Source organism: Ruegeria sp. BK1, assembly GCF_056535645.1.
In genome coordinates this window covers 44,773-58,133 of the sequence record NZ_JBQFIS010000004.1, presented here as the reverse complement: position 1 = coordinate 58,133, position 13,361 = coordinate 44,773, and the positions used below count along the sequence as shown (strand labels likewise).

At 55.8% G+C, this 13,361-nt stretch carries 12 protein-coding genes; 3 read left to right on the top strand and 9 right to left on the bottom strand.

What is annotated here, in order from left to right; translation table 11 throughout:
• Window positions 1–115 precede the first annotated feature (115 nt).
• From ACR3E7_RS23270 to ACR3E7_RS23250, 5 genes are all read right to left on the bottom strand, one after another.
• Window positions 116–1,165, bottom strand: coding sequence for a YncE family protein (locus tag ACR3E7_RS23270; RefSeq protein ID WP_170417931.1), 1,050 nt, complete (start codon window positions 1,163–1,165; stop codon window positions 116–118).
• Between the two features lie 132 nt (window positions 1,166–1,297).
• Complete coding sequence (locus ACR3E7_RS23265; RefSeq protein ID WP_152460765.1) at window positions 1,298–1,657, bottom strand: hypothetical protein; 360 nt, start codon at window positions 1,655–1,657, stop codon at window positions 1,298–1,300.
• A gap of 84 nt (window positions 1,658–1,741) precedes the next feature.
• On the bottom strand, window positions 1,742–2,110 hold the full coding sequence (locus ACR3E7_RS23260) for a hypothetical protein (RefSeq protein ID WP_157054266.1): 369 nt from the start codon (window positions 2,108–2,110) through the stop codon (window positions 1,742–1,744).
• Window positions 2,107–2,829: a TVP38/TMEM64 family protein gene (locus ACR3E7_RS23255; RefSeq protein WP_331252139.1), complete on the bottom strand. Its 723-nt coding sequence runs from the start codon at window positions 2,827–2,829 to the stop codon at window positions 2,107–2,109. Before ACR3E7_RS23255 ends, ACR3E7_RS23260 begins: the two co-directional genes overlap by 4 nt.
• Before the next feature lie 251 nt (window positions 2,830–3,080).
• A complete protein-coding gene (locus tag ACR3E7_RS23250; RefSeq protein WP_170417928.1) occupies window positions 3,081–3,596 on the bottom strand; it encodes an EF-hand domain-containing protein in 516 nt (171 codons plus the stop codon).
• A 172-nt stretch (window positions 3,597–3,768) separates the two neighbouring features.
• Between ACR3E7_RS23250 and ACR3E7_RS23245 the strand changes: the two genes are divergently transcribed.
• Both ACR3E7_RS23245 and ACR3E7_RS23240 read left to right on the top strand, forming a co-directional pair.
• Window positions 3,769–4,494, top strand: coding sequence for a response regulator (locus ACR3E7_RS23245; RefSeq protein ID WP_170417925.1), 726 nt, complete (start codon window positions 3,769–3,771; stop codon window positions 4,492–4,494).
• Window positions 4,458–5,888: an ATP-binding protein gene (locus ACR3E7_RS23240; RefSeq protein ID WP_237217564.1), complete on the top strand. Its 1,431-nt coding sequence runs from the start codon at window positions 4,458–4,460 to the stop codon at window positions 5,886–5,888. The genes ACR3E7_RS23245 and ACR3E7_RS23240 overlap by 37 nt, the downstream gene beginning before the upstream one ends.
• Window positions 5,889–5,961: 73 nt before the next feature.
• On the opposite strand, the gene ACR3E7_RS23235 is transcribed toward ACR3E7_RS23240, so the two are convergent.
• From ACR3E7_RS23235 to ACR3E7_RS23220, 4 genes are all read right to left on the bottom strand, one after another.
• Window positions 5,962–6,582, bottom strand: coding sequence for a class I SAM-dependent methyltransferase (locus tag ACR3E7_RS23235; protein ID WP_170417923.1), 621 nt, complete (start codon window positions 6,580–6,582; stop codon window positions 5,962–5,964).
• A 565-nt stretch (window positions 6,583–7,147) separates the two neighbouring features.
• Window positions 7,148–7,489, bottom strand: a complete 342-nt coding sequence (locus ACR3E7_RS23230) for a copper-binding protein (protein ID WP_170417920.1) — start codon at window positions 7,487–7,489, stop codon at window positions 7,148–7,150.
• A 29-nt stretch (window positions 7,490–7,518) separates the two neighbouring features.
• On the bottom strand, window positions 7,519–10,698 hold the full coding sequence (locus tag ACR3E7_RS23225; protein WP_170417917.1) for an efflux RND transporter permease subunit: 3,180 nt from the start codon (window positions 10,696–10,698) through the stop codon (window positions 7,519–7,521).
• A complete protein-coding gene (locus tag ACR3E7_RS23220; RefSeq protein WP_170417912.1) occupies window positions 10,695–12,890 on the bottom strand; it encodes an efflux RND transporter periplasmic adaptor subunit in 2,196 nt (731 codons plus the stop codon). The genes ACR3E7_RS23225 and ACR3E7_RS23220 overlap by 4 nt, the downstream gene beginning before the upstream one ends.
• A 123-nt stretch (window positions 12,891–13,013) precedes the next feature.
• On the opposite strand from ACR3E7_RS23220, the gene ACR3E7_RS23215 reads away from it, so the two are divergent.
• On the top strand, window positions 13,014–13,205 hold the full coding sequence (locus ACR3E7_RS23215; protein ID WP_170608328.1) for a hypothetical protein: 192 nt from the start codon (window positions 13,014–13,016) through the stop codon (window positions 13,203–13,205).
• Window positions 13,206–13,361 lie beyond the last annotated feature (156 nt).

Below are 13,361 nucleotides of genomic sequence, written 5' to 3'. Positions count from 1 at the left end.
CCTCGGTCGGGCCGTTCGCGTGGATTCTGATGTCGTGGTCTTCTGTCATGTTCTGCTCCCTGGTTTAAGCTTTGGTCGTAGAGCCGTTTAATTACGCAATGCCGGGCACAGTCCTTCAGGGCAGAACAACCATCTGGTGGCCCTCACCCAGTATCGGCATTTCGGTAATAGCCGTCAGGCTGACTTGATCGACGATCCAGACCTTCGGTTCGGTTCGGCTTGATACCATCACTTTGCCTGAGTTCGGTATGGTCGTCAGGTGATAAGGTGCCGGTGACAGGTTGGTCGAGCGCTGTTTGCCCGTAGCAAGATCAATCGACAACAACCGGTCGGTGCCTTTGGCGGCCACGAACAGTACGCCCTCGCGGTCGGACAGGCCGATCCCGTGCAACTCGCCTCCAATGTCATAGGTTTCGGTGACAGAACCGCTGGCAAGATCTACGCGGAAGGCCTTGCCACCATCACTGTCGGCTACGAAGGCGGCGCTGCCGGTGGCGTTAAGTACAAGATGCTCAGGGCCTTCGCCGACGGGCATGTTGCGTACGACGAAGCCTTTGACGACATCCACTTCGCTAAGTGTACCATTGCCGGTATTGGTGACATAGACCCTGTCGCCGTCAGGCGCGAATACCGCATAGTTGGGCATTGGCCCGGTTGCTACGAAACCAAGGAAGCTGAGCTTATCGAGATCGACGATCGAAATACCGTCACCGCCCGGATGGGTCGCCACCGCGAACCGCCCGTCGGGCGACACCGCAGTGTGATGCACCGCACCTGGAACCTCGATCTGGCGGACGACCTCGCGTGTTTCCGCATCAAGGATCGTCAGCAGGCTCCGCCCCTTGTCTTTGGGCAACGCAGTGACATCGCGCTTGGCGTGGTGCGCAGCGTGTTCATCCTTGGACATACCTTCGGGTTTTGGTGGCGTTGTGGCCTCGGTTTCTGCGTAGCTGCCCGCGACCAGGTACTTAAAGCCGGGCGCGCCGGCCAGCCCATGGACCGCCACGAGCCTCGGCAGCCGCTCGACGGTCTTGCCGGTTTCGGAGTCGATCACCAGAACCGAGTCCGCGCTGCCTTCGGGAATGAACACGGTTGCCGCCAGCGTGAGCGAAGGCGCAGTCAAAGCTGCGACGGACAGGCCTGCGGCCAGATTGAACAGGGTCATTTAGGTTTCCTTTCGTCAACTGAAACGCGCGCATTGGCGGGCACGTGCAGAAAAATCCGGTAGATGACGGCCATCAGGAAGGGCGTCAAAAGCAGGGTCAGAGCGATGGCCTTCATGGCTTTGTCCTTTCAATCAGTTGAGTTTTGTGCGAGCCGCAAAGACATTGAACAGTCCGCCGAACAGCAACGCGGCGTACCAGCCGTAGAGAAACGCCCATAACAGTCCCAACAGGAATGAGGGCAGGCTGAGCCAAGTCATTCCGGGCATCAGGCCGATCCAAGCCCGGTACATGGCAAAACTTGGAAAGATCAGGTCAAAGGCCACGCACAGCAGGTAGGTTGCGGCCAGAAACAGGCTGAGCGCCCAGCCAAGGGTTGTCACCGGAACACCGGGATGATGTTCTTGTGTCCCCATCACACAGGGGCCACAGGTCAGGCGCAACAGTGCGAATAGCACCACGCCCGTGACGAAAAAGTACAGAATGGTAAGCATGGTAAGTGTCCTGAACTGAGTTGGGCCGCAATCAACGGCTTGGGCAAGACCCCGGAGCGATTCCGGAGCCATTGCCGGTCACGTTCAGGACAGGTTTGGCGGATGTGGTAGTGGTGCGACCGGCAGGCTTGCGCGTGGCCGGAACCGTTCTGGCGCCACGGGCGTAGCAATACGCATCGAGAGCAATTCAGGTGCCGCCATAACTGCCATCGCATAGCAGCCCGGGTGCACTGAGCAGTCTAATTCTTCTGATGGATGAGACGCGGGATACCCACCGCTGTCATCGATCACAAGCTCGGCCTGGGTGGCGGCCTTCGCGATGTCATGCCCGGCATGGGACGGCACAACAGAGATCAGCATCGAAACCACCAACGCACAGATCAACAGGACCTGCAGCCGGCCCATGGCTCGGGCCGTCCGTGTCGCAGTTGATATCCATTGTGCGCGGATCACTTAGGGTTTCCTCCATTCTCCAACAGTTTAGGGCCGCTTGGACCGGTCGCATTGATCTGGCTCAATTCGTGGTCTGAAGAGCCAACAGGCATCTTGCGTTTCCAAGCCAACCAGATAAGTGGCGCCCCCGTCAACAGCCCAAGCCCGATAACCGCAAGGCTGGTGCCGCCTGTCGCGGTTTCGGTAATCTGGCTGCCCAGATGGGCCAGAACGAAACTGGCCGGCAGGAGTCCAGCCAAGGTGGCCAGTGCGAACCGCCAAAATTGAAGTCGGGTCAGACCGGCGGCATAGCTGACCATGTCGAAAGAAACGAAAGGCATCAGGCGGCTGGTGAACACGGTCAACATCAGGGCATTCTGCGATCCAAGCAACCCCAAGTCCAGCTTGTCGCCGAACCACTGGCGCAGCGCGTCGCGCCCCAACCAACGGGCTATCAGGAACGCCAGCAGCGCCCCCAACTCCGCTCCGATAGCAACCAATGCGGTTCCCAGCCCATGCCCATATGCCACCCCGGCAGCGACAGCGATCGGAGCGCTGGGGATTGGGCTGGCAACCACTGCGGCTGTCATGAAGCCGATGATGACAACGGGTCCGAACGGGCCGGCCCAATCCACCCACGCAGTAATGACTTCGCGCGATAGTCCTGCGTCCAACGCGCCAGACAGCCACAACCAGATGGTGGCGATCAGCAACGCGATCAAAACCGCGATGAAAACCAAACGGCTATTGCTGTGCAGGCCCTCCAGCTTTCGTTCCTCCTATGACATAGCCCTCCACCCCTAAACGGGAGTGACGGATTCCGAGGTCACTTAGCGATGTATTTGATCAGCGCTACGATCGCCAGAACGATCAACACTGCGATCAGCAACATCCAGATCATTCCAAACCCCATTCCAGCGCCATAGCCCATCATCGCTTTGTTCCTCAGTGGTTTGTGCCGAGTGCGATGACCCGGCTACACGGTTGCGTTTCAGTTGTTGGTTTCAGAAGCCTTTGTCACAGGTTTCGAGGCCTTCATGCCGTGTTTCGGCGACATCGTCTTTGCGCCTTTCTCGATTTCCCCTGTGGTCACAACGCCATCGCCATTGGCATCAAGATGCTGAAATCGGTCCACCATGGTTTCGCGGATCATCCCGGAATGCAGCGCTTCGAACTCATCAATCGACAGGTTGCCATCTCCATTGACGTCATGCGCCTGCATCCGGGCCTTCAGACCTTCGGCGATCTCAGATTCGCTCGGGCGACCGTCCTCGTCCATGTCCAGAACCGCCAGCCAGTTGCCGCCCATCATCTGGCCATGCATTTTCACCATCATTTGCATCATGCCTGCGTGATCGCCCATCATGCCGCCGGGCGCACCCTGCATCATGCCGCCCTCATGGCCCTGCATCTGCGCGCTGCTGCCATGCTGACCGGCGGCAAGCGCGGGCAGCGCCATCAAAGTCGCGGCAATGGCTCCAGCGGCCAGCGTGAAGGTACGTTTCATGACTTTCACCTCTCGGGTTTTTGTTTCTACACAAAGCATATGGCCGCCCTCGGTCGCGCCACCACCCCCCTGCTCAACCCGGTTTGTATCGTTGTGTCGCAGCCCGCCCAACTGATACAAAGGGATACAAAAAAGCCGGGATTTGTACCGCGCCGGGGCTTATGATTGCGCCATGACTGAAGCACCACATATCTTGATTGTCGACGACCACCGCGAAATCCGTGATGCTGTCAGCCGCTATCTGGAAAAGAATGGGTTGCGCGCCAGTACCGCGCGCGACGCAACCGAGATGGACGCACGACTGGCGGCCGGTCGGATTGATCTTATCGTACTCGACATCATGATGCCGGGCGAAAACGGATTGTCGGTCTGTCGCCGCCTGTCCGCGGCCGGTGGCCCGCCGATCCTGATGCTGACAGCCCTCAGCGATGACACCGACCGTATCGTGGGTTTAGAGATCGGCGCCGATGACTACCTGCCCAAACCATTCAACCCACGTGAATTGCTGGCCCGGATCAAGGCGATCCTGCGGCGTTCCGAAACCACCGTCCCCCCGGCTGGCGATCTGAGCGGCAAACGGATCGCCTTTGGAAGCTGGGTTCTGGATGCCGACAGTCGCACCTTGATATCCGCCGAAGGGGCCGAAGAAAGTCTGACCACCGCCGATGTCCGGCTGCTGGCCGTATTCCTGCAGCGGCCCCGCAAACTCCTGTCGCGAGACGAACTGCTGGATTTGACCGCCGGCCGCAGCCCGCACTTGTTCGACCGTACGATCGACAACCAGGTCAGCCGCTTGCGTCGCAAGATCGAAGCTGACCCAACGCGGCCGAAGCTCATCACCACGATAAGAGGTGGCGGTTATTGCCTGTCGACCGACGTGAGCGAGCTTACGGGATGAAAGCCTTTGCCCAAAGTCTGCGCGGTCAGCTTATCCTTTTGATCATCGCCGCGCTGGCTGCCGCGCAACTGGTCAGCCTGTGGCTGTTCGTCGACGAACGCTCAATGGCAGTGCACATGGCCCTTGGCCTGGAAACCGCCGGACGCGCCGCAAACATCGCGCGGCTGATTGAAGAAGCTCCACCCGAGATGCACGACGCGATCCTGCGGGCGGCAAGTTCTCCACTGGTGCGTTTCAGCCTTACAGATACGCCCGCAGTCGATCACACCGGACATAGCGCTGGTGGGACGGTCGAAAACACAATCCGCAGAATTCTGCCAGGCTATGAAAACCGTCCCATCCGGGTAGAGTTGCATGAGTTCTCTCCCGATATGCTGCCGGTTGAAGGTGTTCCGTCTACAATGGCTGAAATGCACATGGCAATGATGCGTGATCACGTTTCCGCAATTGAAATGCAGCTGTCGATCGCTCTGACGACCGATCAATGGCTCAACGTGGATACCCGGTTCCATAACCCTCCTCTGCAATGGCCTTTGCAGTCCTTCGTCAGCTTCGGTTTCACTGCAACTTTAATTCTTGGAGCAGCCATTTGGTTTCTACTGACACGGCTGACCGGCCCGTTGCGCCGCCTGTCACTGGCTGCAGACCAGTTTGGTCGCGGTGAAGACGTCCAGGAACTGACGGTTTCTGGTCCGACCGAGGTGCGAGATTTGACGCAGGCGTTCAACCATATGCGTGATAGGCTGACTCGCTATGTTGCCGATCGGACCAGACTATTGGGGGCGCTGGGTCACGATTTGCGGTCGCCACTGACGGGATTGCGGGTTCGCGCCGAACTGGTGGAGGAAGAGGAGACCCGTGACCATCTGATCGAGACCATCGAGGAAATGCAGGAGATGGTGGACTCCACCCTGTCATTTGCCAAGGGCGTGGCCACGCGCGAACCTTCCAGTACCGTCCCAATTGGTGAATTCGTAACCAAAACGACCGAAGACATTGTGCAAGCCGGTGACACGGTTGAAGTATCGGTCGCAGACAATCCGGCCGTCACGCTTCGGCCGATGCTGATGAAGCGAGCTCTGCGCAATATCATTGAAAACGCCTGCCGGTATGGTGCCCGGGCCAACGTCTCAGTCATGCAAGAGGGGAATGAGGCAAAAATATTGATCCAGGATCAGGGGCCCGGCATCCCCGAGCATATGCTCGATGCGGTATTCGACCCATTCGTGCGGCTTGAAACATCCCGCTCGCGAGAGACTGGCGGAACCGGCTTGGGGCTGTCGATCGCACGTACGATCATCCAGTCGCACGGTGGCACGATAGAATTGCTAAACGGGGAAACTGGCGGCTTGTGCGCTAAGGTGGTTCTGCCAGTTTTTGAGGGCCAAACGTAACTTGTGAACACAATCGGCATGCCCCGAAAGCTTATTGGAAGCGTACCGCTTTGGGCCAGTTTCAGGTGTGGGCTCAAACGCAGCGGCGGAGAACACTGAACTGGAAAGACTGACTTTCCCCCCAAGAGGTTTGGTGCAGGTGATGGCGATGCGCGACGAGTTCAAAGTGTTCCTCAAAAAGCACGGCGATATCGCTCGGACTATAGCGGGCGACAGGGAGACCACTGCAAGTCTCCGGCCCATCAAGTGCAAACGTAGCAATGATCACATGGCCGCCAATTTTTACCCCTTTCTTCACGCTTTCCAGATAGGCCGCGCGTTGCGATGTATCCACGAGAAAGTGAAAAACCGCCCTATCATGCCAGACGTCATATCTGCGATCGGGGACCCAAGAAGTTATATCTGCAGAAATCCAAGTGACTGTTTCAGCGGCGCGCCCCAACCTTTCCCGGGCCGTGTCCAACGCGACCTGCGATAGATCGAGAACTGTCACGTCATGGAGCCCCTTCGCAAGCAACGCTCCAGCAAGACGAGATGTACCTCCACCAATGTCGATGACGGATGAAGGCTTAGACACTCTGATCAACTCGATGAGTTCAAGCGATATCTCTGGATCATCCTCGTGCCAACTCAATTGGGTGTCAAACTTCTCGCCATAGACATCGTCCCAGTGCTCTCTTGTGTTAGCTGTCATGTCGTATCGTTTTCCCAAGTCGTCGCCCTGGAGATATCCTCATTTTGACCGCTCCGCGCTGCGTTTTCGACTGAAGCAAAAACCAACAAGGCAACGCCCCAGACAATTCGACGCTGGTCCGTTGAATGGCCGCGTGAAGTCATCTCGGCGACAATGTAGTACACACATTCCAATTGTGAAATGTTTTAGGTGGGATTTGCTTGTCGGTCAGATTTCCACTGGGCTGCGCAAGTAGCTCCAGAATTTTGCGCAGTTTAACTGCAGTGGCGCGGGCCGGAGATACCGAAGCGTTGGCAGTTTGTGTACTGCTTGCCTGGATTGCTCTGTTCAATCAGTATAGCCGGAAGATTTTCTGAGCTTTGGAGCTTCAATCAGTCAACGAATTGCTTAAAGCGCCTTTAACCGACAATGGACTGATAACTTATGAGCAGAGCCACAGATCGTTGAAATACGATTTGGTTCTTGAGTGGCTCCTACTCCATTTCTCTTAGTTCATAGAATTTCCTACAGTCGTTGAAACGGCGAACAATCACATCATTGGTGAATAGCTGCCGCATCAACAGACTCAGTTTTTCATGATCGCGCCGATCGCATACATACCATCATCGCTTTTGACCAACATCAGTGTGACTTCGTCACCTGCGCTGATCTCACCCATCATCTGGGCATTCTCAAGAAGCTGCAAATCCATCGTCATCGCGGGCCACCCGATCTCGGGGATCGGATCATGGCTGACGTTAGCGGTTTCGTCGCCAATTGAGTTCACCAAAGCCTTTGCGTGGACCGCACCTTCCATCTGTTCGGAAGACATGGGCATGTTGGAATGGTCCATGCCGTGGTTCGTTTGCGCGATGCCGGATGTTGTAGACACGGCCAATAGGGCCAAAATTGCAGTCAAAGTTTTCATCAGATGCTCCTGTTTCAAGGTTGTGGGTATTATTCTGCCGGAAGCGCAGGGGGCACTTCCTGGATCGTGTGGGAGATCTCTCGGTTCACGCGATTGAGCGCGAGCCGTTTCCAAATCACGAATATTGCGGGAATGACAAAAAGCGTAAGAAGGGTCGCTGTCACCATGCCCCCAATCATCGGCGCAGCGATCCGCTGCATGATTTCAGAGCCTGTACCGGTGCCGTACATGATGGGTATCAGTGCTGCAAAGATCGTGGCTACAGTCATTACCTTCGGCCGAACCCGAAGAACGGCTCCTTCGAACACCGCGTCTTCGATATCGTCACGTGTCAGCTTTCGCTGTTCCGATTGCGCCAGCCCTCGACGTTTCTCCCAAGCAAGATTGAGGTACAACAACATGACAATCGCTGTTTCCACGGCAACTCCCGCCAGCGCGATGAAGCCCACGAGCACAGCAATTGAGATATCGAAGTTAAGATACCATAAGAACCAAACCCCACCTGCCAATGCGACCGGGAGCGCCGCAAGAATTATCCCGACCTCAATCACCCGATTGAACGCCAAGAAAAGCATGAGCGTGATAATTAGCAGGGTTGCAGGAGCAACGATCGTCAACCTGTCCTGCATTCTCTCTATGTACTCATACTGCCCTGACCAAGTCAGCGAGTAACCTGGAGGCAGGTCGACCTTTTCTGTAACCACCTCTTGTGCTTCGGCCACATAGCCGCCCAGGTCGCGCCCCGCGATGTCGATGAACACGAACCCAGTTCGTCGAGCGTTCTCTGATCGTATCATTCCCGGCCCGTCAACTATTCGAATATCGGCGAGAGCGGACAGTGGCACATGAGCACCCGACGGCGTGACGACAGGAAGATTTTCGAGCCGTTCCGGGCTGTCTCGCCATGCCTGAGGGTACCGAAGGTTTATAGGAAACCTCTCCAGCCCCTCCACAGATTCCGACACTTGCATACCGCCAATTGCGGTCTGCACTACGTCCTGAACTTCTCGAACACTCATCATGTATCGGGAGGCGGCATCTCGTTTGACGTCGATTTCGATGAAACGCCCGCCAACAGGTCGCTCTGCGTAGGCGGAAGCCGTTCCATCAATATCAGCGACCGCACGCTCTACTTCGATCCCTATATCTGTAATGACCTCCAAGTCGGTGCCGGATATTTTGACACCGACAGGAGTACGGATACCTGTCGCAAGCATATCGATGCGGTTCTTGATAGGTTGGATCCAAACATTTGTAACGCCCGGAACCTGAACGATACGATCGAGCTCATTCCGGATTTTCTCCATTGTCATGCCGGGGCGCCATTCTTCTTCCGGCTTGAGTTGGATTGTGGTCTCCACCATCGTTAGAGGTGCTGGATCGGTTGCAGTCTCCGCACGCCCAACTTTACCGTGAACAGTTTCGACTTCTGGCACGGTCGCGATCAGGCGGTTGGTCTGCTGCAGTACCTCACGGGCTTTTCCCGTCGAGATCCCGGGGTAGAAGCTCGGCATGTAGAGAAAATCACCTTCGTTCAACTCGGGCATGAATTCAGAGCCAATTCTCTGGTACGGGTACCACATGGACGTCACCAGAACGCCGGCCAACAGTGTTGTTGCCCATGGCCAGGCAATTGCCGCGTCCAGAAATGGGCGGTACACGAACACAACCAAGCGATTTAGCGGATTTTTTCGCTCCGGTAGAATACGCCCCCTTACAAAGTAACCCATCAAGACCGGAACCAGCGTTATCGAAAGGATGGCGGCTGCAGCCATGGCGTAGGTTTTGGTATAAGCGAGTGGCGAGAAGAGCCTACCTTCCTGATTTTCCAGAACGAAAACAGGCAAAAAACTAACCGTGATAATCGCCAGAGAATAAAAAAGGGCTGGTCCCACCTCAGAAGCGCACTCTTGCACAATCCGCCATCGGTTCTCTGCTGTGAGCTTTTCTTTTTCCAACCGCCTGTGCATCGCCTCGATCATCACAATCGATGCGTCGACCATCGCACCAATAGCGATGGCTATGCCGCCGAGCGACATGATGTTTGCGTTTACTCCTTGCGCCTTCATCAGAATAAATGCGGCAAAGATTCCCAGAGGGAGCGACAGAAGAATTACGAGGGATGACCGCAGATGAAGTAGAAAAGCCGCGCACACAAGAACAACGACAATGAATTCCTGCGTCAGTTTCTTCTGGAGGTTATCGATAGCACGCTCGATCACACCAGATCGGTCGTAGGTCGTTATGATTTCGACCCCCTCCGGCAGGTTTGAGCGCAACTCTTCGATGCGCGCCTCCACCGCTTTGATCGTTGCCAACGCATTCCCACCCCATCGCAGAATGACTACTCCACCAACCGCGTCTCCTTGCCCGTCGAGTTCTCCGACACCGCGCCGCATTTCCGGCCCCAGACGGATTTCAGCGACGTCTCCAAGCGTCAGAGCGGCGCCACGGTCGTTGACCATCAACGGCGCGCTTGCAAGGTCTGACAATTCGTCAATGTAGCCCGAGGACCTGACCATGAATTCGGCTTCCCCCATCTCAATGACGCTGCCGCCCGTCTCGCGGTTGGCCGCCTGAATAGCCGTCCTCAATTGTGCAAGTGTTATGTCATAGGCACGTAGTTTGTTTGGGTCGACGACGACCTGGTACTGTTTGACCATTCCGCCGATGGTGGCGACTTCTGAGACGCCTTCCACGGCTTGTAATTCGTATTTCAGAAACCAATCCTGCAGAGTCCTGAGCTGAGCCAGATCATGATTTCCGGTTCTGTCAACCAGCGCATACTGATAAATCCACCCGACCCCAGTCGCATCAGGGCCAAGTTGTGGTGACACGCCCTCAGGTAAGCTGCCGGTAATCTGGCCCAAGTATTCGAGCACACGCGACCGAGCCCAGTAGAGGTCCGTCCCGTCCTCAAAGACAACATATACAAAGCTGTCTCCAAAGAACGAGAACCCGCGAACGTCTTTTGCACCGGGTACGGCCAATAGGGCTGTCGCAAGTGGATATGTGATTTGGTTTTCGACAACTTGAGGCGCTTGCCCGGGATATGGCGTGCGAACAATTACCTGGACATCCGACAGATCCGGGATTGCATCAACCGGCGTCTCACGAATGGCCCAAATACCCGCAACTCCTATCATGAATGCGAGGGCCAAGATGACGAACCTGTTGGCGAGCGAAGAACGAATGATGGCCGTGATCACTGCGTAACACTCCCATCAAGCGCGACCTCTAACAGCGTCATCGAAAAGTCGGGATTGCGGCGAAGGATCAAAGAAACATCAATCCCTACAGGCAAGTTAGAAACCTCAATCCCCTCCGCAACCGGGAAATCCATGGTCATGCCCGGCATGCCGATCTCAGTCATCGGACCGTGTGTTACGTTCGCGGTACGCGCGTTCGGGTCGATACTGTTAATCCGGCCAGAAACCTGAAGTGGCGGTGCAATAGGCGTTGCCGCAGCCAACACCATTGTCATGCCATCTGCACGCGCGAAAGTCAGAGTCATTTCAGAACCGACTTCGAGCATGCTTGTGTCCAATGTAGGTTCTAATGGGAAATCCATGGTCATTCCGGGCATGCCAATCTCAGTCATCGGCCCGTGAGTGATGGTTGCCGTTCCCGCCTCAGCATTAACGAGGTTGATCGTGCCGGTGACTACAATCGGTGGAGCAGAAGGCGTGTCGGTTTCTTCGGGTTCAACGGAATCCGTCGGCGGCGAGCCCTCTTCGCGAATTGCCACAATCGAGAACATCCCCCCTTCTCCCTCAGCCAGATCAAACTCAATTGGCATGTCGATTGGCACGGTAGTGAGATCTACTCCTACAACAGGCAAATCCATTGTCATGGCGGCCCAACCGAGCTCGGGGATCGGTCCGTGCTCAAGCGTCAATTTGCCGTCTGAAGTGACGGCGCGCGCGATTCCGGCACCAGTTCCGGCAATACCATCGTCTGGTGCAAGCTCCATCAGGCTCAGAAGCCCATCCGCACCCCGTGCGATCACGAAAGCGACTGCGTCGCCTGCACTCAAGCTGTCGAGCGAAACACCAGACCTCACCGGAAACTGCGAAGTCATTGCGGGCCAATCGAGGCTTTCGAGAACATCGTGACGAACAGTTGCCATACGATTTTGGGCATCGAGTGAAACCAGGGTGCCTGCCCCGCGTGCTGGTTCGGTATCCGTTGGTGCCATTCGGGTGAAACCGGCGCTCAAAGCACTTTCACTGTCGATTAGAAACTGTGCGGATGCGACAACTTCCTCACCAGGTTCAAGCCCTTGCAGAACTTCTGTTCGACCCCCCTCGCCGAAACTGTCTCGAAGACCTGTAGTCACCAGTCTCGGGCGAAAAGTACCATCGCCTGTTTTTAAGATGACGCGTTCCGCCGAACCGGTACGAATTAACGCCTCTGATGGAACAGTGAGAACATTTCGGCTTTCATCCGGTATAAGGCTAACACTGCCAAACATGCCCGGCCGCAGCACGCCGTCGGTGTTATCGAAACTAAGCCTTACGGGAAGAGTTCGGGTTTGCGGATCAAGCTCAGGGTAAACATAGTCGATGTCGCCTTCGAAGGTGCGACCGGGTAGGTGCTCGAACCTTGCTATCGCGCGCATATCTTCCGACAAACGTGCAATATCTCGTTCAAATACATCAACGATCAGCCATACTTCAGAAAGATCGGTTACCGAAAAAGCAAGCGTGCCTGGCTGCAGGTACATGCCATCGGCGGCATTCAGAGCTATGACGACACCGTTTTGAGGTGCCTCAATTTCCACATTTCGAACCAACTCACCGCCCGCCTCAATCTCAGCAACCTGACGAGCGGACATACCGTGGCTGATCAACTTATTGCGCGCCGCGTCCAAAATCCGCGGGTCACCAGCTTCGACTGCGCGTACAAGATCGCCGGTCGCAGCTGCGATCAGTGGTGAAAAGAGTTCAAATAAAACTTGCCCCTTCTCAACGCGATCACCGACCGCTCGAACTTTCAGTTGCTCAATCCAACCTTCAACACGCGTATGAACGTGATTGGTCAGGTGTTCGTCAAAGCCGACGAAACCCACCGTTTCGATGCGAGGTTCGATATCAGTCATGCGTGCAACCGCAGTTCGCACACCAATTGCGTTGATTTCCGCAGCGCTCAGGGTGACTTCTTCAGGGTCGCCGGTAGGTTCCTGCCCAGAATAAACCGGGATCAAGTCCATACCCATCGGCGATTTTCCAGGTCCAGGCTGCCGAAAATTCGGATCCATCGGTGCTACCCAATAAAGGACCTCTGGTTCGTTCGACTGGCCCTGATCAATTGGATTCAGGTACAGTCTTTCAAGAAAGACACCTCCACCCAGGCCAATCGCCAAGGCAAGTACTGATAGTGCCGCATATCTTCCACGCATAATAATCTCCTGACGGTCGCAGTGCATGCTCGAACCGAAACAACATGAAAACCCGCGCTGACGGGCCTGTGGATGTTAGGAGATTTGTGGAGGACGATCGGGCGTCAGAGGCGCTTGAGAGTTGTGGATGTCGGAATCCATGTTACGGTTTTTCTGGCCAAAAGCTTCAGCCAAAACCGCAAGTCCTACGTGGGTCGGATATTCGCCAACACAACAGATACCGGAATGACATTCTCCGCTGTGATTTACGTGGCTATCCGTGTGGATTTGGCCAGTCGTCGGATGCAAACCGCTATGGTCGTGTTTGAAGTCTGATGACTTTGCAGCCATTGAAACGCCGTGAGGCTCAGAGGTGCTACTGTTTTTGACGTCACTGCTCGCGACCACAACAGTGCCGACGAAGGTCATCGCCAAGCAGACGCATGTCAGAAACGTCATTCGCAACACTGAGAAAAACTTCCACTTCATCCC

Coding starts and splice junctions, on each gene's coding strand:
- ACR3E7_RS23250 (WP_170417928.1), bottom strand. CDS start 3,596: ATGAAACGTACCTTCACGCTGGCCGCTGGAGCCATTGCCGCGACTTTG.
- ACR3E7_RS23235 (WP_170417923.1), bottom strand. CDS start 6,582: ATGACAGCTAACACAAGAGAGCACTGGGACGATGTCTATGGCGAGAAG.
- ACR3E7_RS23230 (WP_170417920.1), bottom strand. CDS start 7,489: ATGAAAACTTTGACTGCAATTTTGGCCCTATTGGCCGTGTCTACAACA.
- ACR3E7_RS23265 (WP_152460765.1), bottom strand. CDS start 1,657: ATGCTTACCATTCTGTACTTTTTCGTCACGGGCGTGGTGCTATTCGCA.
- ACR3E7_RS23245 (WP_170417925.1), top strand. CDS start 3,769: ATGACTGAAGCACCACATATCTTGATTGTCGACGACCACCGCGAAATC.
- ACR3E7_RS23220 (WP_170417912.1), bottom strand. CDS start 12,890: ATGCGTGGAAGATATGCGGCACTATCAGTACTTGCCTTGGCGATTGGC.
- ACR3E7_RS23270 (WP_170417931.1), bottom strand. CDS start 1,165: ATGACCCTGTTCAATCTGGCCGCAGGCCTGTCCGTCGCAGCTTTGACT.